Annotated in this window: 15 protein-coding genes; 11 read left to right on the plus strand and 4 right to left on the minus strand. The window is 46.8% G+C overall.

The features are described 5' to 3' along the window. The 3 genes from JHD69_RS10815 to JHD69_RS10825 all read left to right on the plus strand — a co-directional run. Positions 1-6,125: DUF7507 domain-containing protein (locus JHD69_RS10815; protein ID WP_199140175.1), on the plus strand; the 6,125-nt coding region annotated here is incomplete at its 5' end. A 38-nt stretch (positions 6,126-6,163) separates the two neighbouring features. Beyond that, positions 6,164-7,177, plus strand: a complete 1,014-nt coding sequence (locus tag JHD69_RS10820) for a PorP/SprF family type IX secretion system membrane protein (protein ID WP_199140177.1) — start codon at positions 6,164-6,166, stop codon at positions 7,175-7,177. A 27-nt stretch (positions 7,178-7,204) separates the two neighbouring features. After that, positions 7,205-9,160, plus strand: coding sequence for an OmpA family protein (locus JHD69_RS10825; protein WP_199140179.1), 1,956 nt, complete (start codon positions 7,205-7,207; stop codon positions 9,158-9,160). A 400-nt stretch (positions 9,161-9,560) separates the two neighbouring features. On the opposite strand, the gene JHD69_RS10830 is transcribed toward JHD69_RS10825, so the two are convergent. Next, positions 9,561-10,541 (minus strand): GlxA family transcriptional regulator, encoded by a 981-nt coding sequence (locus JHD69_RS10830; RefSeq protein WP_199140181.1) that lies wholly within the window; start codon positions 10,539-10,541, stop codon positions 9,561-9,563. A gap of 164 nt (positions 10,542-10,705) precedes the next feature. Here JHD69_RS10830 and JHD69_RS10835 point away from each other — a divergent pair, with 164 nt between their 5' ends. The 3 genes from JHD69_RS10835 to JHD69_RS10845 all read left to right on the plus strand — a co-directional run bounded on the left by JHD69_RS10835 (position 10,706) and on the right by JHD69_RS10845 (position 12,828). Further along, complete coding sequence (locus JHD69_RS10835) at positions 10,706-11,116, plus strand: VOC family protein (protein WP_199140183.1); 411 nt, start codon at positions 10,706-10,708, stop codon at positions 11,114-11,116. Between the two features lie 99 nt (positions 11,117-11,215). After that, positions 11,216-11,719, plus strand: coding sequence for a very short patch repair endonuclease (locus JHD69_RS10840; protein WP_199140185.1), 504 nt, complete (start codon positions 11,216-11,218; stop codon positions 11,717-11,719). Positions 11,720-11,814: 95 nt separating this feature from the next. Further along, entirely contained in the window at positions 11,815-12,828 is a 1,014-nt protein-coding gene (locus JHD69_RS10845; protein WP_199140187.1) for a DNA cytosine methyltransferase, read from the plus strand. Here the strand turns inward: JHD69_RS10845 and JHD69_RS10850 are convergent. Together JHD69_RS10850 and JHD69_RS10855 are read right to left on the minus strand one after the other, a co-directional pair. Next, complete coding sequence (locus JHD69_RS10850) at positions 12,818-13,573, minus strand: hypothetical protein (protein WP_199140189.1); 756 nt, start codon at positions 13,571-13,573, stop codon at positions 12,818-12,820. The two genes, JHD69_RS10845 and JHD69_RS10850, sit on opposite strands and share 11 nt — an antisense overlap. A 63-nt stretch (positions 13,574-13,636) precedes the next feature. Next, positions 13,637-14,044 carry a hypothetical protein gene (locus JHD69_RS10855; RefSeq protein ID WP_199140191.1) on the minus strand — a complete coding sequence of 136 codons (408 nt, stop codon included), beginning with the start codon at positions 14,042-14,044 and terminating at the stop codon, positions 13,637-13,639. A gap of 296 nt (positions 14,045-14,340) precedes the next feature. Between JHD69_RS10855 and JHD69_RS10860 the strand changes: the two genes are divergently transcribed. Further along, positions 14,341-15,105, plus strand: a complete 765-nt coding sequence (locus JHD69_RS10860; RefSeq protein WP_199140193.1) for an HNH endonuclease — start codon at positions 14,341-14,343, stop codon at positions 15,103-15,105. A gap of 2 nt (positions 15,106-15,107) precedes the next feature. Here JHD69_RS10860 and JHD69_RS10865 read toward each other — a convergent pair whose 3' ends face one another. Then, positions 15,108-16,883, minus strand: coding sequence for an aminopeptidase P family protein (locus tag JHD69_RS10865; protein ID WP_199140195.1), 1,776 nt, complete (start codon positions 16,881-16,883; stop codon positions 15,108-15,110). 174 nt (positions 16,884-17,057) lie between these two features. Between JHD69_RS10865 and JHD69_RS10870 the strand changes: the two genes are divergently transcribed. From JHD69_RS10870 to JHD69_RS10885, 4 genes are all read left to right on the plus strand, one after another. Beyond that, entirely contained in the window at positions 17,058-17,930 is an 873-nt protein-coding gene (locus tag JHD69_RS10870) for an AraC family transcriptional regulator (protein ID WP_199140197.1), read from the plus strand. Positions 17,931-18,177: 247 nt separating this feature from the next. Continuing rightward, positions 18,178-19,110, plus strand: coding sequence for a dihydrodipicolinate synthase family protein (locus JHD69_RS10875; RefSeq protein ID WP_199140199.1), 933 nt, complete (start codon positions 18,178-18,180; stop codon positions 19,108-19,110). 26 nt (positions 19,111-19,136) lie between these two features. After that, entirely contained in the window at positions 19,137-20,621 is a 1,485-nt protein-coding gene (locus tag JHD69_RS10880) for an aldehyde dehydrogenase (NADP(+)) (protein WP_199140201.1), read from the plus strand. A 12-nt stretch (positions 20,622-20,633) separates the two neighbouring features. After that, positions 20,634-21,632, plus strand: a complete 999-nt coding sequence (locus tag JHD69_RS10885; RefSeq protein ID WP_199140203.1) for a 4-hydroxyproline epimerase — start codon at positions 20,634-20,636, stop codon at positions 21,630-21,632. Positions 21,633-21,664 lie beyond the last annotated feature (32 nt).

Genomic DNA, 21,664 nt, shown 5'->3' on the forward strand with positions numbered 1-21,664 from the left:
TTAATGTGGGCGACCGCATCAACTATACCTTCGTGGTAACCAACACCGGCAACGTAACGCTGACCAACGTAACCGTAACCGACAACAACGCAACCGTTGCTGGCGGTCCGATTGCCTCGTTGGCGCCAGGCGCAAGCAACAACAGCACCTTCACCGCTTACCACGTATTGACCCAGGCCGATATCGACAACGGCGGGGTGTTTAACCTAGCTACTGCGGAGGCTAAGGATCCTAGAAACAATAACGTAACCGTTACCTCAACCGATCCAACACCATTGGCACCTGCTAGTCCAAACTATCCGGTAACACCGCCAACGCCGGCCTGTCCAACCTGTACGGTAACTCCGATTGTACAAATTGGCAGCATGACCCTGGCCAAAGAGGGTACCTACAGCGATACCAATGCCGACGGCAAGGTGAATGTGGGCGACCGCATCAACTATACTTTCTTAGTAACTAATACTGGTAACGTAACCTTGACCAACGTAACCATTACCGATAACAACGCAACCGTAGCGGGCGGGCCGATTGCCTCTTTGGCACCGGGCGCAAGCAACAACAGCACTTTCACCGCTTACCATGTATTGACCCAGGCCGATATCGACAACGGCGGGGTGTTCAACTTGGCAACGGCTATTGGTAAAGATCCACGCAACAACGATGTAAGCAGAACTTCAAACGACCCTACGCCTTTAAATCCTGGCGATCCAGGCTATCCGGTAACGCCTCCAACACCGGCCTGTCCAACCTGTACCGTAACTCCGGTTACGCAAACGGGTAGTATGACTTTGGCTAAAGAAGGCAGTTACTTCGATTTTAATGGCGATGGTAAAGTGAATGTTGGCGACCGCATCAACTATACTTTTGTGGTAACCAATACCGGGAACGTAACGCTGACCAACGTAACCGTAACCGACAACAACGCAACCGTAGCGGGCGGTCCGATTGCCTCGTTGGCACCGGGCGCAAGCAACAACAGCACCTTTACTGCTTACCATGTATTGACGCAAGCTGATTTAGACAATGGCGGCGTATTCAACCTGGCAAGCGCAACAGGTAAAGACCCACGCAACAACGATGTAACCACGACTTCAAACGACCCTACGCCGTTGGCGCCAGGCGATCCTAACTATCCGGTAACGCCTCCAACTCCGGCCTGTCCAACCTGTACCGTTACGCCAATTGTACAGACAGGTAGCATGACCCTGGCCAAGGACGGGGTATACAACGATACCAACGGTGATGGCAAGGTAAATGTGGGCGACCGCATCAACTATACCTTCGTGGTAACCAACACGGGCAACGTAACCTTGACCAACGTAACCGTAACCGATGTTAACGCAACCGTAAGCGGTGGCCCGATAGCTACTTTGGCTGTAGGTGCAATCGACAATACAACATTTACCGGTTACCATGTATTAACCCAAGCCGATTTAGACAACGGCGGTGTGTACAACTTGGCTACTGCCAAAGGCAAGGATCCGCGTAACAACGATATAACGGTTACTTCTACCGATCCAACACCGTTGGCACCTGGCGATCCAAATACGCCAATTACACCTCCAACACCGGCTTGTCCAACCTGTACCATAACACCAATCGTACAGACTGGTAGCATGAGTCTGGCTAAAGAAGGCGTTTATCAAGATGCCAACAGCGATGGCAAAGTGAATGTTGGCGACCGCATCAACTACACGTTTGTGGTAACCAACACCGGCAACGTAACCTTGACCAACATTACCTTAACTGATAACAATGCTACCGTAGCTGGTGGCCCGATAGCGACCTTGGCTGTAGGCGCAAGCGATAACAGTACCTTTACGGCTTACCACGTATTGACCCAGGCCGATATCGACAACGGCGGTGTGTTCAACTTGGCAACGGCCAAAGGCAAGGATCCACGCAACAACGATGTAACCGTTACTTCAACCGATCCAACGCCTGTTGCCCCTGGCGATCCGAACTATCCGGTAACGCCTCCAACACCGGCCTGTCCAACCTGTACGGTAACACCAATCGTACAGACAGGCAGCATGACTTTGGCCAAAGAAGGTGCATACAACGATACCAACGGCGATGGCAAAGTAAACATCGGCGACCGTATCAACTATACCTTTAAAGTAACCAATACGGGCAACGTAACGCTGACCAACGTAACCCTTACCGATGCCAATGCAACCGTAGTGGGTGGTCCAATTGCTTCGTTGGCTGTAGGCGCAAGCGATAACAGCACTTTCACGGCTTACCATGTATTGACCCAAGCCGATTTTGATAATGGTGGCGTGTTTAACATTGCAACAGCTAAAGCAAAAGATCCAAAAAATAACGACATCACCACCACTTCAGACGACCCAACGCCACTGAATCCAGGCGATCCTGGCTATCCTGTAACGCCTCCAGTTCCGGCTTGTCCAACCTGTACGGTTACTCCGATTGTACAGACTGGCAGCATGACCCTGGCCAAAGATGGTGTGTACAACGATACCAACGGTGATGGCAAGGTAAATTCGGGCGACCGTATCAACTATACTTTTGTAGTAACCAACACCGGCAACGTAACACTGACTAACATTACGGTTACCGATAACAATGCCGTGGTAACAGGTGGCCCAATCGTTTCATTAGCGGTAGGAGCCAGCGATAACAGTACCTTTACCGCTTACCACGTGTTGACCCAGGCCGATATCGACAACGGCGGGGTGTTCAACACAGCAACGGCCAAAGGCAAGGATCCGCGCAACAACGATGTAACAACTACCTCGAATGATCCAACGCCACTGAATCCTGGCGATCCGGGCTATCCGGTAACGCCGCCAACACCGGCCTGTCCAACCTGTACGGTAACACCAATCGTACAGACAGGCAGCATGACTCTGGCTAAAGAAGGCGTTTATCAAGATGCCAACAGCGATGGCAAGGTAAATGCGGGAGATCGTATCAACTATACCTTCGTAGTAACCAACACCGGCAACGTAACCTTAACCAACGTAACCGTAACCGATGCCAATGCAACTGTTGCTGGCGGGCCAATCGTTTCATTAGCGGTAGGAGCCAGCGATAACAGTACCTTTACGGCTTACCACGTGTTGACCCAGGCCGATATCGACAACGGCGGAGTGTTCAACCTGGCAACGGCCAAAGGCAAGGATCCGCGCAACAACGATGTAACAACTACCTCGAACGATCCAACACCGCTGAACCCTGGCGATCCGGGCTATCCGGTAACGCCGCCAACGCCGGCTTGCCCAACCTGTACGGTAACACCAATCGTACAGACAGGCAGCATGACCCTGGCTAAAGAGGGTACCTACAATGATACCAACGGCGACGGCAAAGTGAATATTGGCGACCGCATCAACTATGCCTTTAAAGTAACCAATACCGGCAACGTAACCTTAACTAATGTAACCATTACCGATGCCAACGCAACTGTAGTGGGTGGACCAATCGCCTCATTGGCGCCGGGTGCAAGTGATAACAGTACCTTTACGGCTTACCATGTATTGACCCAGGCCGATTTTGACAATGGCGGGGTGTTCAACATCGCAACGGCCAAAGGCAAGGACCCACGTAACAATGATGTAACTGTTACTTCTGAAGATCCAACACCGGTAAATCCTGGCGATCCGAACTATCCGGTAACGCCTCCAGTTCCTGCCTGTCCAACCTGTACCGTTACGCCAATTGTACAGACAGGTAGCATGACCCTGGCCAAAGAGGGTACCTACAACGATACCAATGCTGATGGCAAGGTTAATGCGGGCGACCGCATCAACTATACCTTCGTGGTAACCAACACGGGCAACGTAACCTTAACCAACGTAACCGTAACCGACAACAACGCAACTGTAGCAGGCGGTCCGATTGCCTCGTTGGCGCCGGGCGCAAGCGATAACAGCACCTTCACGGCTTACCACGTGTTGACCCAGGCCGATATCGACAACGGCGGGGTGTTCAACACAGCAACGGCCAAAGGCAAGGATCCGCGCAACAACGATGTAACAACAACATCCAATGATCCAACACCGTTGGCGCCAGGCGATCCTAACTATCCGGTAACGCCGCCAACACCGGCCTGCCCAACCTGTACGGTAACACCAATCGTACAGACAGGCAGCATGACTTTGGCTAAAGAAGGTACCTACAACGATACCAATGGCGATGGCAAGGTGAACATCGGCGACCGCATCAACTATACCTTTAAAGTAACCAACACCGGTAACGTAACGCTGACTAACATCGCGGTTACCGATAACAATGCGGTGGTAACTGGTGGCCCGATAGCTACCTTGGCAGTAGGCGCAAGTGATAACAGCACCTTTACGGCTTACCACGTGTTGACCCAGGCCGATTTTGATAACGGTGGCGTGTTCAACATCGCAACGGCCAAAGGCAAGGATCCACGCAACAACGATGTAACGGTTACCTCAACCGATCCAACGCCTGTTGCCCCTGGCGACCCTAACTATCCGGTAACGCCTCCAGTTCCTGCCTGTCCAACCTGTACGGTAACACCAATCGTACAGACAGGCAGCATGACCTTAACTAAGGATGGCGTATACAACGATACCAATGCCGATGGCAAGGTGAATGTAGGCGACCGCATCAACTATACCTTTAAAGTAACCAATACGGGCAACGTCACCCTGACTAATGTTACCATTAACGATCCAAATGCAACCGTAGTAGGTGGACCGATTGCCTCGTTGGCACCAGGTGCAATTGATAACAGTACCTTTACTGCTTATCATGTAATTACGCAGGCCGATTTGGATAACCGTGGCGTATTCAACTTGGCTACAGCTTCGGCAAAAGATCCAAGAAACAATACCATTACGGTTACTTCTACCGATCCAACGCCAGTGGCACCGGCCGACCCTAACTATCCGCTTACGCCACCAACACCAGCCTGTCCAACCTGTACTGTTACACCATTGGTACAAACCGGTGCAATTGCCTTGGTTAAAAAGGTAACCAACACCGGAACCGGAGTAGGAGGAGCGTTTGTATTGGGTAATCCAATTGAGTATACGTTTACCATGACCAACACCGGTAACGTAACCTTGGGCAACCTGGTGCTAACCGATCCATTACTGGGTGCAGGTGCAATTAATGTAGCAGGTACATTGGCCCCTGGCGCCTCAACAACTGTGGTAAGAACTTATGTAATTACGGCAGCAGATATTGCAAAAGGCAATGTAACTAACCAGGCACTTGTTAACGCAACCGATCCGGCCAACAAACCAGTAACCGACCAATCGGGTACCACAGCTACCAATGATACGCCTACGGTAACCACCTTGGCCAAACCACCGGTAGCCAACAACGATAATGCAACTACGCGTCAGAACGATCCGGTTAAAATTGCCATCGAAACCAACGATGTGGCAGGTAGCACGCCAATTGTTCCGGCCAGCGTGGTCATTACCGTACAGCCTAAACATGGTACGGTAACCGTTAATGCCGATGGTACGGTAACTTATACGCCAAACCCTGGCTATGTAGGTGCCGACGACTTTACCTATACCGTAAAAGATACCAACGGACAAACTTCAAATCCGGCAGTTGTGAACATCACGGTAGTGGCCAGCAATCCGAAAGCGCTTGATGATGCTGATAAAACCCAGTTCAACAAACCGGTAGTTATTCCAGTAATCAAAAACGACGTGAAAGATGGCGCCGAACTAGATCCTACCAAGGTAGAAATCATCGGTCAGCCTAAAAACGGAACCGTTAAGGTAAATAGCGATGGTACCATTACCTATACGCCAAACAGTGGCTTCACCGGAAAAGATACCTTCACCTACCGCGTAAGAGATGCCTATGGCAACTGGACCAACGTAGCCAATGTTGAAGTAACTGTTGAAGGCTTCTTTATCCCTAACGTGATCACGCCTGACGGTGATGGCAAAAACGACTACTTTGTCATTGTAGGCTTGCCAAGCTATGACAGGGCTGAAGTTGAGTTCTACAACCGTTGGGGCAACCAGGTATACTATAGCAAAAACTACCAAAACAATTGGAATGGCGAGAACCTGAACGAAGGTACCTATTACTATACCATTAAGCTGATAAAAGGCAATACCAGCAGCACGATAAAAGGATGGGTTTTAATTAAACGTTAATCAGAAATTTTATCATGAGGTATTCAAGAGTAGAAATTATGAAAAAGCATTATATCAAAACAACAATCATTGGCTTAAGCTTAGTCCTTGCAGGTTTAAAACCTGCAGGAGCGCAGCAAAACATCCAGTTTACGCAATACATGTTCAATGCATTGAGCGTAAACCCAGCCTATGCGGGTTATAAGGAAGATTGGTTTGGCCAGATGGCGCTCCGTACCCAGTGGACGGGTCTAAATGGCGCGCCGAATACAGGGCAGGTTTCGATAGATGGCGTAGTAGATCCCGTAACCAAGCGTATGGGCGTAGGCTTGCAACTTACCGGCGATAAATTAGGCGCGCAATCATCGGCTTCGGCTTATGCCAATTTCGCCTACCGCTTAAGGCTCAATGCCGAAGATACCCAACGCCTGAGCTTCGGTTTGGCGCTAGGCGTAACCAACTATTCGCTCGATGGCACCAAACTCAACCCGGTTGATGCTAACGACCCTAATTTGCCAACCGGACAAATCAACAGCTATATTCCCGATGCGCGTTTTGGAGTTTACTATTACAATGAGAACTTTTATGTAGGAGCATCGGTTATGGATCTGCTGTCGGGCGACAAATCGAACAGCATTTTCAAGTGGGATGCCGGAACAACAGAAAACCTGAAGCGCAAGCGCCACATGTACATCATTGCCGGTATGCTCAACAACCTGTCAGACGAGGTAAGGTTAAGGCCAAGCATCCTGATCAAGGAAGATTTTAAAGGGCCAACCAGTTTAGATTTAAGCGCCATGTTCATTTTTAACGATAGGGTATGGCTGGGCGGTTCTTACCGTACAGGCTTAAACTTGTGGAATAAAGCCTACAGCCAAAACATTTCACTAAGCAACGTCAATTCCATTTCGGGCCTGGTGCAGTTCAATGTAAGCAGCCGTTTCAGGTTGGGTTATTCTTATGATTATATGCTGAACAAGCTGAGCTCGGTACAGTCGGGTTCGCATGAGCTGACTTTGGGCATTACCTTCAACAGGTCGCTTAACCGTTTGCTAAGTCCGAGGTTTTTTTAAAGAAGGTTATTCCGTACAAATAGAATTATGAAGAAGAAATATATCATCATTGCCACATTGATTGCCTGGGGTGCCAGTTTAACCACTGTATTTGCACAAGAACAGTTTAACCTTCGCGATCGAGCCAAGAAGTTATATAACGAATATCAATATTTTCAGGCCGTTCAGCTTTTTCAAAAGCTGGTAGACGTGAAAAAGCCCAAGCTCGAAGATTTGGAAAGCTTGGCCGATTGCTATGTAAAAATGAAAGACTACGAGGCTGCCGAAAACTGGTACGCCCGTGTAGTAGCCGTTCCAGAAAGCAAGCCAGAAAACCTGATCTTGTATGGCGAGGCCCTCAAATCGAACCTTAAATATGCAGAAGCCAAAAAAGTGCTGCAGCAATATGCCAGTACCACCGGCGACAATGCCCGCGTAAGCGTAGATATTGCCGGTTGCGACTCGGCAGTGGTTTGGTTGGCTAAGCCTACAACGCACCAGATCAAAAACCAGGCAGGCGTCAATACGCCACTTTCCGAGTTTTCGGTGTTCCCTTACCAAAAAGGGGTGTTCTTTACCGGCGAGCCGAACAGCAAATCGCTTAAAGATTTGTACGGCCGTACCGGTCGCCCGTACTTGCGCATTTATACCGCAAACAGAAACGAAGCCAACGACCTGTCTAATGCGGCTATCGATTCGGTGATCTACAACAAAGGCGAATACCATATCGGTCCGGTAATTACCAATAAGCTGGGTTCGGTATTGTATGTAACCAGAACCACAACCGGCAAAACGGTAGAAGTAAGCACGGTTGGCAAAAACAAGTACAATACCAACAACCTCGAGCTTTATTTCTTTAAGCAACTGGCCGGCAAATGGGTAGAACAGGCTTTTGCCTATAACAATGTAGAAAAATATTCGGTGGGCCATGCGGCGCTTAGTCCGGATGAGAAAACCTTATATTTCGTTTCTAACATGCCTGGTGGCTTGGGTGGCACCGATATATGGTACTGCGAATTGCAGGAAGATAAAACCTGGGGGCAACCTCAAAACGCAGGCCCGAGCATCAACACCGTAAAAGATGAGATGTTTCCTACCGTGGGTGATGATGGTACCCTTTATTTTTCGAGCACTGGCTGGCCTGGAATGGGTGGCCTTGATATATTCAGCACTAAGGGCAGCAAGCAAAGCTGGTCTAAGCCCGAAAACCTCAAATATCCGGTTAATTCGCCTGCTGATGATTTTGCCTTCCTTACCATTAGCAACAACGATAATTTAACTACTGGATTTCTTTCGTCTAACCGCAAAGGCGGCGTAGGCAGAGACGATATTTATAGCTTTAGCCACAGGGGAGAGCAACCAAAAGTAATTTTGGCCCTAAAAGGAGATGTGGTTAATAAAAAGTCTGGTGAAATCATCCCAGCTGCTGCAGTTACGTTATTCAGTGCGGGTCGCCAAGTGGTGGCCCGCAAAAGCAGCACCGAGCAGGGAACCTTCCTGTTCGACCTAGAACCGGGCAAGGATTACCAGGTATTGGCACAAAAAGAGAAGTTTTATGCAGATTCTACAACAATTTCTACTAAAGGTATTGACAAATCCCAAACTTTTGCCGTAAAATTGCAGTTGGAACCATTGTATGAGATAGGCAAAGCCATCGCATTGCAAAATATCCACTACGATTTTGACAAGGATAACATCAGGGCTGATGCTGCCAAAATTCTCGACGAATTGGTACGCACCATGCGCGATAACCCAACACTGGTAATTGAACTAGGATCACATACCGATAGCCGTGGGGTTGATAGCTACAATTTAGACCTATCGCAGCGCCGAGCAAGATCTGTAGTGAATTATTTGGTAAGCAGGGGCATAGCCAGAGACCGGATGGTGGCAAAGGGATACGGAGAAACCCAATTGCTGAATAAATGTAGCAACGGCGTAAAGTGTACAGCAGCTGAACACCAGGCAAACCGTCGCACAGAATTTAAAATTTTGAAATATTGAAGATATAAAAGATATTAGCAGCGCCTGGTTGAGCTCGGGCGTTTTGTTAATGCAGCTGTTATAATCTGATCTAAGAGCGTTTATTAAGGATGAAAGCTAAAAAGATGAAGATCCTTGCCGTTGCAATTATCCTAATTGCATTCCTGGCATTGGTTCTTATCATCATTGACAAATTATCAGGGGATAATTTAAAATGAGACTCATTAGAAACAGCTACAAAGCCCGACCTAGGTCGGGCTTTGTTTTTTATAAGGGCTTGGTCAATTAGTTTAATACTCGTTGGTCAATAGCCATCATTGACCGTCCAAAACCCTCCCCCTTTCCACCTTCCACCTTCCACCTTCCACCTTCCACCTTCTACCTTCCACCTTCTACCTTTAACCTTTAACCTTCCACCTTCTCAAGAAACCAACATCTTTTTATGGTATTTATTGCGGTAGTCGACAGGGGTAAGGCCGGTTATTTTCTTGAAAACATCCCTAAAAGCCTTGGTGTCGGTATAGCCCACATCAAACATCACCTCGGTAATGTTTTTCCGGCTCGATTCGAAACTGCGTTTAGCAGCCTCTATTTTTACCCTTTGTATATATTCGATTACCGTGTTGTTGGTAGCCTTTTTAAAGCGACGTTCAAAGCTTCTTCGGCCCAGGGGCACCATATCGGCCAATTGGTCAACCGTTAACTTGTCTTGGTAGTGCTCGTCTATAAAATCCTGGGCTTTTTTAATTTCTTCGTCGTTGTGTTTCTTTTGCCCCTGAAACATCATAAAGGCCAATTGGTTTTCGCGATCAATATCGATGGCAAAATACTTGGAAGCCAAGATGGCCGTGTCGCGGTCGGTATATTTCTCTACCAGGTAAAGCAGCAAGTTCCAATAAGAATTGGCACCTCCGCTCGAGTAAATACCCCGTTCTTCGGTAATGATGCTGCCATCAACCAGTTCAACATTCGGGAACATGTTTCTAAAGTCTGTGGCCAAATGCCAATGTGTAGAACACTTTTTGCCATCCAGCAATCCGGTAGAAGCCAATAAAAAAGCCCCTAAACATAGCGAAACCACTTCGGCGCCTTTGCGGTATTGCTCTACTATCCAGGGTTGCAGTTCCTTGTTCAGCTCCACGGCGTGGCTCATGTCGCCACTCAGGGCAGGAATAAAAATCAGGTCGGTTTTGGCAAGGTCGTCAATAAGCGTATCGGTATGTACCGAAAACAGGTTGTTGTTCAGCTTCATCTCTTTTTTTACGCCCACCAACTGTACATGGAACAAGGGAGCCTTGCCGGATGCGGTCAAAAAATCATTCACCGTGGTAAATAGATACCGGGGGTCTGCAATGGCTTCTATCACAGCAGTTTCGGGTACAAGGATGGAGATGTGTTTCATGGGCCGTATTTAATTTTGATGAAACAAATATAAGCGAAGGCTTTGTCGCAAACAACCCCTCGAATTGTCTTTTATACCCTATTCGGCACAAAGGGCTACAGGCTAAATTTGTAAGGTAAATAACAGTAAATATTGTTTTTTATCCTCATCAAGAAGTTTAACAAATGGCGCAGCTTTATTCATATCTTACTTTTAATGGCAATTGCAGGCAGGCCATGACCTTTTATCAAAGCTGTTTGGGTGGCGAATTGGAACTGCAAACCATTGGCCAAGCCCCCTTAAGCGAACCCTTACCCGCCAACATCAAAGCCTATATTGTACAGGCTACTTTGCGTAAAGACAATTTGGTGCTCATGGCAACCGATATGGTAGCCAATGAGGGCTTAAACTCGGGCAATTCGGTGTCGCTGTTGCTCAATTGCCAATCAGAACAGGAACTCCATCATTATTACCGTCAATTGGCTAGGCAGGGCCAGGCTACCCAACCTTTAGCAACCAATTTTTGGGGTGCCATATTCGGTTCGCTAACCGATCAGTTTGGTGTCAGGTGGCTGTTAAATTATGATCAAAGTTAGTTTGCTGGTTCATTAGCCTATTGGGCAGGGTGGTGCGTGGGTTGATTCCGCAAACAAATTCCAATTACTTTCGTTTACTTTGTATGCAAATGAGCTGGCATGAAACATAAGCCTTATTCAATAGCAGAAGAAGATATTATTAAGGTCCCTAAGTTTGAAGAAAGCGCAGGGTTTTACACCACCAAGCAACGGAGTAAAACGATGTCTAAAATTAGGGGGAAGCATAGCGTGCCCGAATTGTTACTCAGAAAGGCATTATGGGCCGCCAACATCCGTTTTCGTCTGCACAGAAACGACCTGCCCGGCAAGCCAGATATTGTGATCGACAAATACCGCTTGGCCATTTTTGTAGATGGCGATTTCTGGCACGGCTACGAATGGACCAAACGCAAACCCAAAAGCAATCTGGGTTTCTGGATACCCAAAATAGAACGGAACATGCAACGCGATAAATTTGCCAACGAAAGCTTGGGCTTAATGGGCTACAATGTAATGCGCTTTTGGGAGCATGAGGTAAAACAGAACCTCAAGGCCTGCGTAAATCAAATTCAACTGTATATCGAAGCCGCGCAAACTGGTCGAGTACCCGGCAACGATCAATGAAGATTTCTTCATGACGACAAAATGTTGAAAAAGATTGGAATTAAAATTTTAATTTAGGCCTTTGCCAATCAATCTGGTTGGTTTCCCCGTACAATATGAGTAAGAAATTTAAGGTAGGTAGCCTCTATGCAGGCGTTGGTGGCATTTGTCAAGGATTTATAGCGGCAGGAATGGAATTGGCCTGGGCCAACGAATTTGATAAATATGCCTGCATTACCTATCGCGAAAATTTTAAACATACGCTTCACGAAGGCGATGTATTTGAACTCGATCCCAAAACCCTGCAGCCCATTGATGTGTTGGCCGGTGGTTTCCCCTGTCAGCCTTTTTCTATTGCAGGCTATCGCAAAGGTTTTGAAGACCAGCGTGGCAACCATTTTTTCAGGATCATCCAATATGCCGAAGAACTGCAACCCAAGGTACTGTTGCTCGAAAACGTCAAAAACCTAACTTCTCACGATAAGGGAAACACTTTTAAGGTCATTATAGAAACTTTAAGAACTTTAAATTACACCGTTTTTACCAAAGTGCTCAACTCCAAAGAGTTTGGCAATATCCCCCAAAATAGGGAACGTATCTACATTGTGGCCTTTAAAAACAATGCGCAAGGCGAAGACATTTATGGCAAACACTTTCAATTTCCCGAGCCTCTGCCTTTAAAGGTTAAAATTAGCGACCTGATCACCCCGCACGAAGTGGCGCGCAAATATTATTATGGACCAGACAAGATGATCCATAACGAATTGGCGCAAAACGTAAGGTCGAAGGAAACGGTTTACCAATGGCGCAGGCATTACGTGCGCGAGAACAAGCAAAATGTTTGTCCAACCTTAACGGCCAACATGGGCATGGGTGGCCATAATGTGCCAATTGTTTTAACCGAAGAGGGTATCAGGAAACTCACGCCGGCAGAATGCTTCAGGTTTCAGGGCTTTCCAGAAGATTTTAAACTGCCAGCCATTTCAGAAGCCCAGCTGTACAAACAAGCGGGCAATTCGGTAACCGTACCGGTTATTGCCAGGATTGCCACCAACATTAAATATGCTTTGTTGCAGGAGCCTGCAGTTGCTCAAGGCAAGACAAAAGGCAAAAAGAAAGCTACGGCGTAGCTGGATGTAGCTTTTTGAGCAATTGTTCGAAAGTATGCATATCGCCGCTCTGTACATAATAGTTCGGGGCATCCATGCTGATCTTGCCATTCAGCCATGCATTCTGGGGCAAAATGAATCTGCAGTTGATCAGTTCTTTCAGCTCGCCCTTTCCGATGCATCCGGCAATATCAAACTCCCAGTTTTCGGCAAAAAACAGTGCTTTTAAGGCTTCGTATGCAGGCTTGTCATGAGCCAATAGAGGATGATGGGCAAACAAGGTCTTGCCATCGGGCTTGATGCGGCATAAAATGAAGAAATCGTAGCAAGAACCATCCGGAATGTAATGGGCGTCTTCATCCCAGTCTTTGGTTTCCAATAGCATCAGATTCGAAAAATGCGCAGCCGATTTAATGCTGAGCTTATTGCCCAGACAGTCGAAATCGCCATTGTCCCAAATGCCTTTGCCCATCACGTTCAAGTCGGGTGGGCACAAGGTGATGCCATGTTCGCTAAATTTTCTGTATATCCCAAATTCGGCCAGCTTTCCCTGTAACGTATTGATGAAAAGTTCGCCCGGGCTCCGATGGGTATGGCCACCCGAACGGATGTTTCGATGATGCCCTTCGGTAAAGCACATGGTATAGGCAAAGTCAAAAGCCTCTGGCAAGAAATCGTTTAGGCTAAATAAAGAGTTAAACGCTCTTTTGCTGTTGACGGTAAAATTTTGAAAACCGGTTCGAGAAAGTCTTTGGAACTTGGCCATTTCAAATAGGTTAGCTTCCTAAAGATAGCTAAAATTGAAAAGCCTGTTTGCTTATTAATGGAATTAAGCTACGAATAAACCTTTTTTGCTGATGTAAAGTGCGCCAAGGCCACCAACTGCTATTAAAATAACCCAAGTATAATCGTCTAAAGGAAGGTTCATCGGAGCGCAGTTGTTATCGGCAGGGTTGAAATAATAAACCGTACCCCAGTTTACGCCAATTACTTGGCATTTGTCATTGCTGTCAGTACGCGGAGAAATTCTATTGTCTCTAATGCCACAGTTAGAATCTCCATCCCACCACCTGATGGTGATAGGCTCACTTGCATAATAAGTTGGGTAACCAGAAGCATTTACGCCGCCTGTGGCGTTAGGATAAATGGTGTTGCCAACGTTGCAACCGTAATTGGCCATTGCGCTGAAAGAAAGGATAAGTAGAGAAGCGGCTAGAATATATTTTAAAAATTTCATGACTTTGGATGTTACGTGTTATAACACCCATTAGGCAACTTGTAGGCCAGCTCGAAAACGCAGCAGCCTAGCTTTGTCATGGAAATTTCAGGGAGGGCCTCTATCTGTGTTTAAACATATATGTTGATGCGTAAATAGGCCCCAAATATTCTTTTAGGCGGTTTTGGAGAAAAACCAAAAATTAACTACGATGTGGAAATATGGGGAATTATTTGCTCGGTGTGAATTCCACGATTTGGGGAAATGGGATTAGGGTTGTTAATTATTAAGCAAAATATTTAGCTTTGATTAATAAAATGAAAGCTGGACAAAAATTATGGACTTGGGATGAGTTAATCCTCGCCATGAATCTTTATTGCAATTTGCCATTTGGAAAAATGCATCGCCTCAATCCAGAGGTCATTGAATTAGCTTCAGTTATTGGGAGAACGCCTAGTGCTGTTGCCTATAAACTAGGCAATTTGGCCAGTCTTGATCCGAGTTTAAAGGCACGGGGCATAAAGGGTACTGACCATAGAGGAGGTCTTGATGACAAGATCTGGGAAAGATTTTATCAGCATTGGGATGACTTGCCATTCGAAGCCGCTGAAGCTTACCAAAGAATAAGCGGAGGTGAAATACAATACTTAGCCATGCTTTTGGGAGCTGAAATCCCTGAAGGAAAAACAAGGGCGCAATTCATAAAAGCGAGAGTGGGACAACGCTCTTTTAGGAATTGGGTGCTGTCTTCATATAGTTATACTTGTTGTATTACCGGAATTAAACAACCTGAGTTATTAATCGCAGCACACATCAAGCCTTGGAGTATCGACGAAAAAAACAGAATGAATCCGAGTAATGGATTGTCCTTAAATGCTTTGCATGATAAGGCGTTTGAGCATGGCTATTTTACCATAACCCCTGATTACCTCATTAAAGTTTCGCCGTTAATTCTAAAACAGAAAAATAAGGCAATGGATTTTATCGTAAATTTTGAAGGCAAAAAAATTACATTGCCTTCAAAATTCTTACCTGATCCTGAACTTTTAAACTATCATAACGAAAAATGCTTTAAGCATTGAGCTTATATCGCCTTCGTCATCTCCTTCAAAAATTCCCTTTCTTCTTCGTTCAATAATGGACTTAAACTGTTATAAACCTTTTCATGATAGCTGTTGAGCCAATCAATATGGCTTTGCTCCAACAGTTCTTTCTTCACAATTGTGGTATCGATAGGGGCCAAGGTTAAAGCCTCAAACGCATAGAATTCGTTAAATTCGTTGGTTTGGTCTTTCACGGTCAGTACCAAATTCTCGATGCGGATTCCATGTTTGCCCGGGCGGTAAATGCCTGGTTCAATCGAAGTAATCATACCCAATTCTACCGGAACGGCGGTTGCGGTTGGATTAAATACCTGCGGACCTTCGTGTACGTTTAAAAAATAGCCCACGCCATGGCCGGTACCGTGGCCATAGTTCAGTGCATAATCCCACATCGGCCTGCGGGTAATGGCGTCGATCTGGTAACCACAGGTGCCTTTTGGAAAACGGGTTTTGCAACCTTCAATCATGGCTTTCAATACCAAGGTGTAATCTGTGCTTTCTTCCTCGGTGTTGTTGCCCATCGGCATCACACGGGTAATATCGGTGGTGCCATAACGGTATTGTCCACCCGAATCGACCAAGAAAAGGCCTTCGGCTTTAATGGCTACATTGCTGGCTTCGGTAGACGCGTAATGAGGCAAGGCTCCATGTGCCCGGTAGGCCGAAATGGTATTGAAGCTTTCGCCGATAAATCCCTCCTGGGCAGCCCTGAAGGCGCTAAGCTGGGCGGCAGCGGAAAGCTCCGTCATCTCAATCTTGCCTACGTTTTCTTTTACCCATTTTAAAAACTGTGTGATGGCTACGCCGTCTCTGCGCATTACTTGGCGCGTGTTTTCTATCTCTGTTTCGTTTTTAACGGCTTTGAGGTGGGTTGAAGGATTGGTCTCCAATACACGGTTAACCGAAGCGGGTATCAATTTATAGAGTGCAAAGCAATTGCGTTTCGGGTCGATCAGAATGGTGCTCTCGGCCCTCAGAAACTGCAGGTCTTTGGCAATGGTGTCGTAGCCCAATAGCTCTACGCCGTTTGCATTTAAGGTGGCTTTGTCGGCCGCGTTTAGTTTGTCGTGCTGTATGTACAACGTAGCCTGATCGGGCGTAATGAGCGCAAAACCCAAAACCACTGGGTTGTAGCTTACATCCGAACCACGCAGGTTAAACAGCCAAGCCAGATCGTCTAAAGAAGAAATCAGGTGGCTATCGGCATGGTATTGCTTCAGGTATGCCCTAACTGCGGTCAGTTTGTCGGCTGTCGATTGGCCCGTATAGGTCTCGGCTATTAAAAATGCAAGCTCTTTGGGCAAGGCTGGCCTGTTTGCCCAGATTGGAGTTAGGTAATCCTTGTTCTCAAAACGGATGTCCTTGTAGGCCAGTTGCTGCTGCAAAAGTTCGCCTAATAAAATCGAAACCAATTTTTCGTCGAAAGCAATGATGGCATTCTGTTTTAAAGTGCCACCCAGCCATTGGATATATTCGGGCGCATGTTGCACCTTCAGTTTGACCAATTCAAAGCCGCTGCCTTTCAGTTGTTCTTCGGCTTGTTCAAAATACCTCGAATCTGCCCACAAGCCGGCAAAATCGTGTGTAATTACCACCGTACTTACCGAGCCTTTAAAACCGGTGGTAAAAGCAATGCATTTATAGTGGTCGGGCAAATATTCGCTGATGTGCGGATCTGCCGATGGAATAATATAAGCGTCAACGCCATCGGTCTTCATTTGTTCGCGGATGGCATTCAGTTTTTCAGGATACGTCATGCGCAAATCTAAACGAAAAAGAATTTAAAGTGAAAGCTAAAAAAGAGTTTATGGCATTCGAACGACGTTCGTTGTGCCTGTTCGACTTAAATATGTTGATTTATCTGCAAATTTTAACCTGTTTTCGTTTGTTTTTAAATTTTTTGGGTTAATATTGATTTTGCTTTCTCAAAAATGAAGGTTCTCCAGTTTACCATACCTGTTGCTCACGATCGTACAGTCATTGTGCAGGAAGACAATATGCCTCATTTTTATCCTTACCTGCACCGTCACCGCGAAGCACAGCTGATTTGGATTAAAGAAGGGGAGGGAACATTGATAGTGGCCAACAATATGTATGCATTTCAAAAGGGCGAAGTATACCTGTTGGGTGCTAACCAGCCCCATTTGTTGAAGAGCAATCCGGTTTACTTTGAAGAAAACAGCGGACTGAAGATCCAGTCGCTCATGATCTTTTTCGATCCGCAGGGAAAACTGGCGCCTGTTTTGGCATTACCCGAAATGCAATGGCTGGCCACTTTTATACAACAGCATCAAAATGGATTTAAGGTACCCCAAGCCTATCAAGATCACCTGGTTAGCCTGATGCAGGCCGTGCAACAAGCTGGGAGTATGGAGGTCATGACTAGTTTTTTGAGTTTGTTTCAGTCGCTACAACAGCTGAACAGCCAATTAGAACCCTTGTCTACTTCTATTTTGCCGGGCTTTTCGGAAAGCGAGGGGCTAAGAATCGGCCATATTTTTAATTTCCTGATGCAAAACTATCACCGCAACATCAGTTTGGAAGAGGTAGCCGCCGAAGCCCACCTCACTCCGCAGGCCTTTTGCAGGTATTTTAAAAAACATACTCGGCAAACTTTCGTTGCTTTTTTGAACGAACTGCGCATTAACGAGGCCTGCAAAAAATTAACCAGCAGCCAATTCGAAAATATTGCGAGCGTGGCTTATACTTGCGGCTTTAACAACATCACCAATTTTAACCGTGTTTTCCGCTCGGTAAAAGGCCAGGCGCCCAAGGCCTATTTTAAGCGTTTATTGCAGATTTGAAATAAAATTACCCATGTTTTCAGTTTTAATTTATTTGTTGGGTTAAAATCCGTTAATTCTTCATCAAAACCCGTCAAAATTTATGGTCTTGTCTTTCTACTTTTGGTTCAGGTGATTGTTGGTAACGGCAATGCCTTTCAACCCAAACTTAAACCGATTGAAAGCATGGGGCTATCCTAATTAGTCAACCACCAGGAAGAATGGTCAACTAATGGGAAGGCTTCATGAGCATTAAAAAATTGAACAGATGAAAAACGTAGCATGGCAAGGTGTTTATCCTGCACTTTTAACTCCATTTAAAGAGAACGACGAAATAGATTATCCTTTGTTCCAAAAAAACCTCGATGCCCAACTGGCCGCCGGGGTCGACGGTATCATTATTTGTGGCTCCTTGGGCGAAGCCAGTACCCTAAGCAGTGCCGAAAAGCTGGAATTATTGGCTTATTGCGTAAAAACCATCAACGGCAGGGTGCCGGTTATCCTGAATATTGCGGAGCAGGTAACCAAGGATGCGATCGCCATGGCTCAACAGGCAGAACAAATCGGCGCCGATGGCCTGATGCTGTTGCCACCACTGCGCTACAAAGCCGATGATGAAGAAACGCTTGCCTATTTTAAAAGCGTGGCTAGTGCTACTTCACTGTCTATCATGATTTACAACAATCCGGTTGACTACGGCATTAAGGTTTCTGTCGAGATGTTCGAAGAGTTGGAGCCCTTTGCCAACATACAGGCCGTGAAAGAAAGCACGAGGGATGTTTCGAACGTAACGCGAATGATCAACCGTTTTGGCGATCGTTTTAAGATTTTATGCGGCGTAGATCCATTGGCCTTCGAATGCCTGGCTTTGGGTGCCCATGGTTGGGTAGCTGGCTTGGTTGATGCCTTTCCGGCCGAAACCGTGGCCATTTATCGACTGGTTAAAAATAACCGCCATGCCGAAGCGTTAGAAATCTATCGCTGGTTTTTGCCTTTGTTGGAGTTGGATATCCATGCCAAATTGGTTCAATACATCAAGTTGGCTGCAGAGGCTACCGGCATTGGCTCGGAATATGTTAGAGCGCCTCGCCTGGTTTTAAAAGGCCAGGAACGTGCCTATGTGCAACAGGTTATTAACGAAGGCCTTGTTGCCCGTCCAAAATTACCGGCGTATTTGGATTTGGCAGTCGCAGTTCTTTAACTTCGTTTAAGTAAAACAAGAAAATCATGTATCAAGATACCAGTATAGCCATGCTTGATGAGCTGTTGGCCAGTTCGGTAAAAGCTTATCACCAGTACAAAACCTATTCGCTAAAGCAACGTGCCGATTTTATGCGTGCCATTGCCAAAGAAATCGAATTGTTAGGCGATGGGCTCATTGAAACTGCCCATGCAGAAACCAATTTGCCAGCTGCCCGTTTAATGAACGAAAGAGCTCGCACTATTTTTCAGCTCAACAGCTATGCCGATGCTGCCGAACAAGGCAATTGGCTGGAAGCGAGTATCGATACGGCTTTGCCTGAACGAACGCCGCCCAAACCCGACTTGAGAAAAATGCTCGTGCCTTTGGGTACGGTTGTGGTTTTTGGGGCCAGTAATTTTCCTTTTGCCTATTCTACCGCTGGCGGAGATACGGCTTGTGCTTTTGCAGCCGGTTGCCCGGTGGTGGTAAAGGCCCATCCGGCGCATGCCAAAACCTCTACTTTGGTAGCCGACGCCATTTATAAAGCTGCTCGGCAATGCCAAATGCCTGATGGAATTTTTCACCACGTCTATGGAGCTGGTTTCGAAACCGGCGAATACCTGGCCAAACATCCTGCCGTAAAGGCCATCGGTTTTACGGGTTCTTTTAGCGGGGGCAAAGCCCTGTTCGACTGGGCCAACCAACGTAAAAACCCCATTCCGGTTTTTGCCGAAATGGGCAGTGTGAATCCTGTTTTTTTGTTGCCCGAAAAACTGCAGGCAGAAGCTGAGGGGCTGGCCAAGCAATGTGCGGGTTCCGTTACCCTGGGCATGGGCCAGTTCTGCACCAATCCGGGTTTGCTTATTGCTATTGATGGCGAGGGATTAGACCGTTTTGTACAGCACCTGCGCAAAGAAATTAAAAGTATTATCCCCAGCAAGATGTTGCATACTGGCATTGCCAAAAATTTCGGCGAAAAACTAGAAAAGGCCTTGGCCCAAAAAGGAGTGCAGCTGCTCACCCAAACCGAACAAAACATTGGCGAAGGTGAAGGCCTCATCAGTATTGCCACCACCACCGCGCGTACTTTTTTAAATAATCCGGTATTGCACGAAGAGGTATTTGGGCCTTATTCGCTCATTATCCAATGCCAAAACGAAGCAGAAATGCTGGAGATTGCCCAAAAACTGGAAGGCCAGCTAACGGCAACCTTAATGGCCACCCCAAAAGACATGAGGCAGCACCGCGAGTTGCTAACCTACGTACAGGAGATCTGTGGGCGTTTTATCCTGAACAATGTGCCAACGGGCGTAGAAGTAAGCTTGCCTATGCAGCATGGCGGGCCATTTCCAGCCAGTACCGATAGCAGGTTCACTTCGGTAGGAGCCGATGGGATTAAGCGCTTTGCCCGTCCGGTTTGCTTTCAGAACTGGGGCGATGAATTTTTGCCAGACGAGCTTAAAAACGGCAATCCTTTGCAAATATGGAGAACCGTAAACAATGAGCTTACCCACGATGCCATTTCCTAAAAATATCAGCCAATGAAAAAAACATTCAGTTGCATAGATGCACATACCTGCGGCAATCCGGTAAGGGTAGTGGCTGGCGGAGGCCCGATCTTGGCGGGCAACAGCATGATGGAGCGTCGCCTGCATTTTTTAAGGGAATACGATTGGATCAGAAAAGGATTGATGTTCGAACCTCGCGGACACGACATGATGAGCGGCAGCATTTTATATCCACCAATCGACCCTGCAAATGATATTGGTGTACTTTACATAGAAACCAGTGGCTGCTTGCCTATGTGTGGCCACGGTACCATCGGTACGGTAACCATTGCCATTGAAGAAGGCTTGGTCATGCCTAAAGTACCCGGAAAGCTAAGACTAGAAACTCCTGCTGGCCTGGTGCTGGTCGAATATGTGCAGGAAGCCGGCAAGGTTAAATCGGTGAAGCTGATTAACATCAAATCGTACCTGGCTGCCGAATCGCTGGAAATTGATTGCCCGGATTTGGGGAAACTAACCGTTGATGTGGCCTATGGCGGAAATTTCTATGCCATTGTTGATCCGCAGGAAAATTTTAAAGGCATTGAAAACCACACGGCCGATCAGTTGGTAGGCTGGAGCAGGGCCTGTCGAAAGCAGATGAACGAACGCTACAGTTTTGTCCATCCAGAAGATGCCAATATCAATGGCCTGAGCCATTTTTTATGGACTGGTGCAACCATTTCGCCTGAGGCTACGGCCAGAAACGCGGTTTTTTATGGCGATAAAGCAATCGACCGCTCGCCTTGCGGTACAGGCACATCGGCGCGTATGGCACAATGGTTTGCCAAGGGAAAGCTGAGAAAGGGAGATCGCTTTGTTCACGAAAGCATCATCGGTTCGCAGTTTGTGGGCACCATCGAAGAAGAAACCACCATTGCCGGTAAACCCGCCATCGTACCCGGTATACAGGGCTGGGCCAAGGTAACGGGCTACAATACCATTTTTATTGACGACGACGATCCTTATGCACATGGATTTCAGGTCATTTAATTTTTCAGTTGGCAGTTTTCAATTACCAGTCA

The sequence above is a fragment of the Pedobacter sp. ASV12 genome, assembly GCF_016429155.1.
Taxonomy (GTDB): domain Bacteria; phylum Bacteroidota; class Bacteroidia; order Sphingobacteriales; family Sphingobacteriaceae; genus Pedobacter.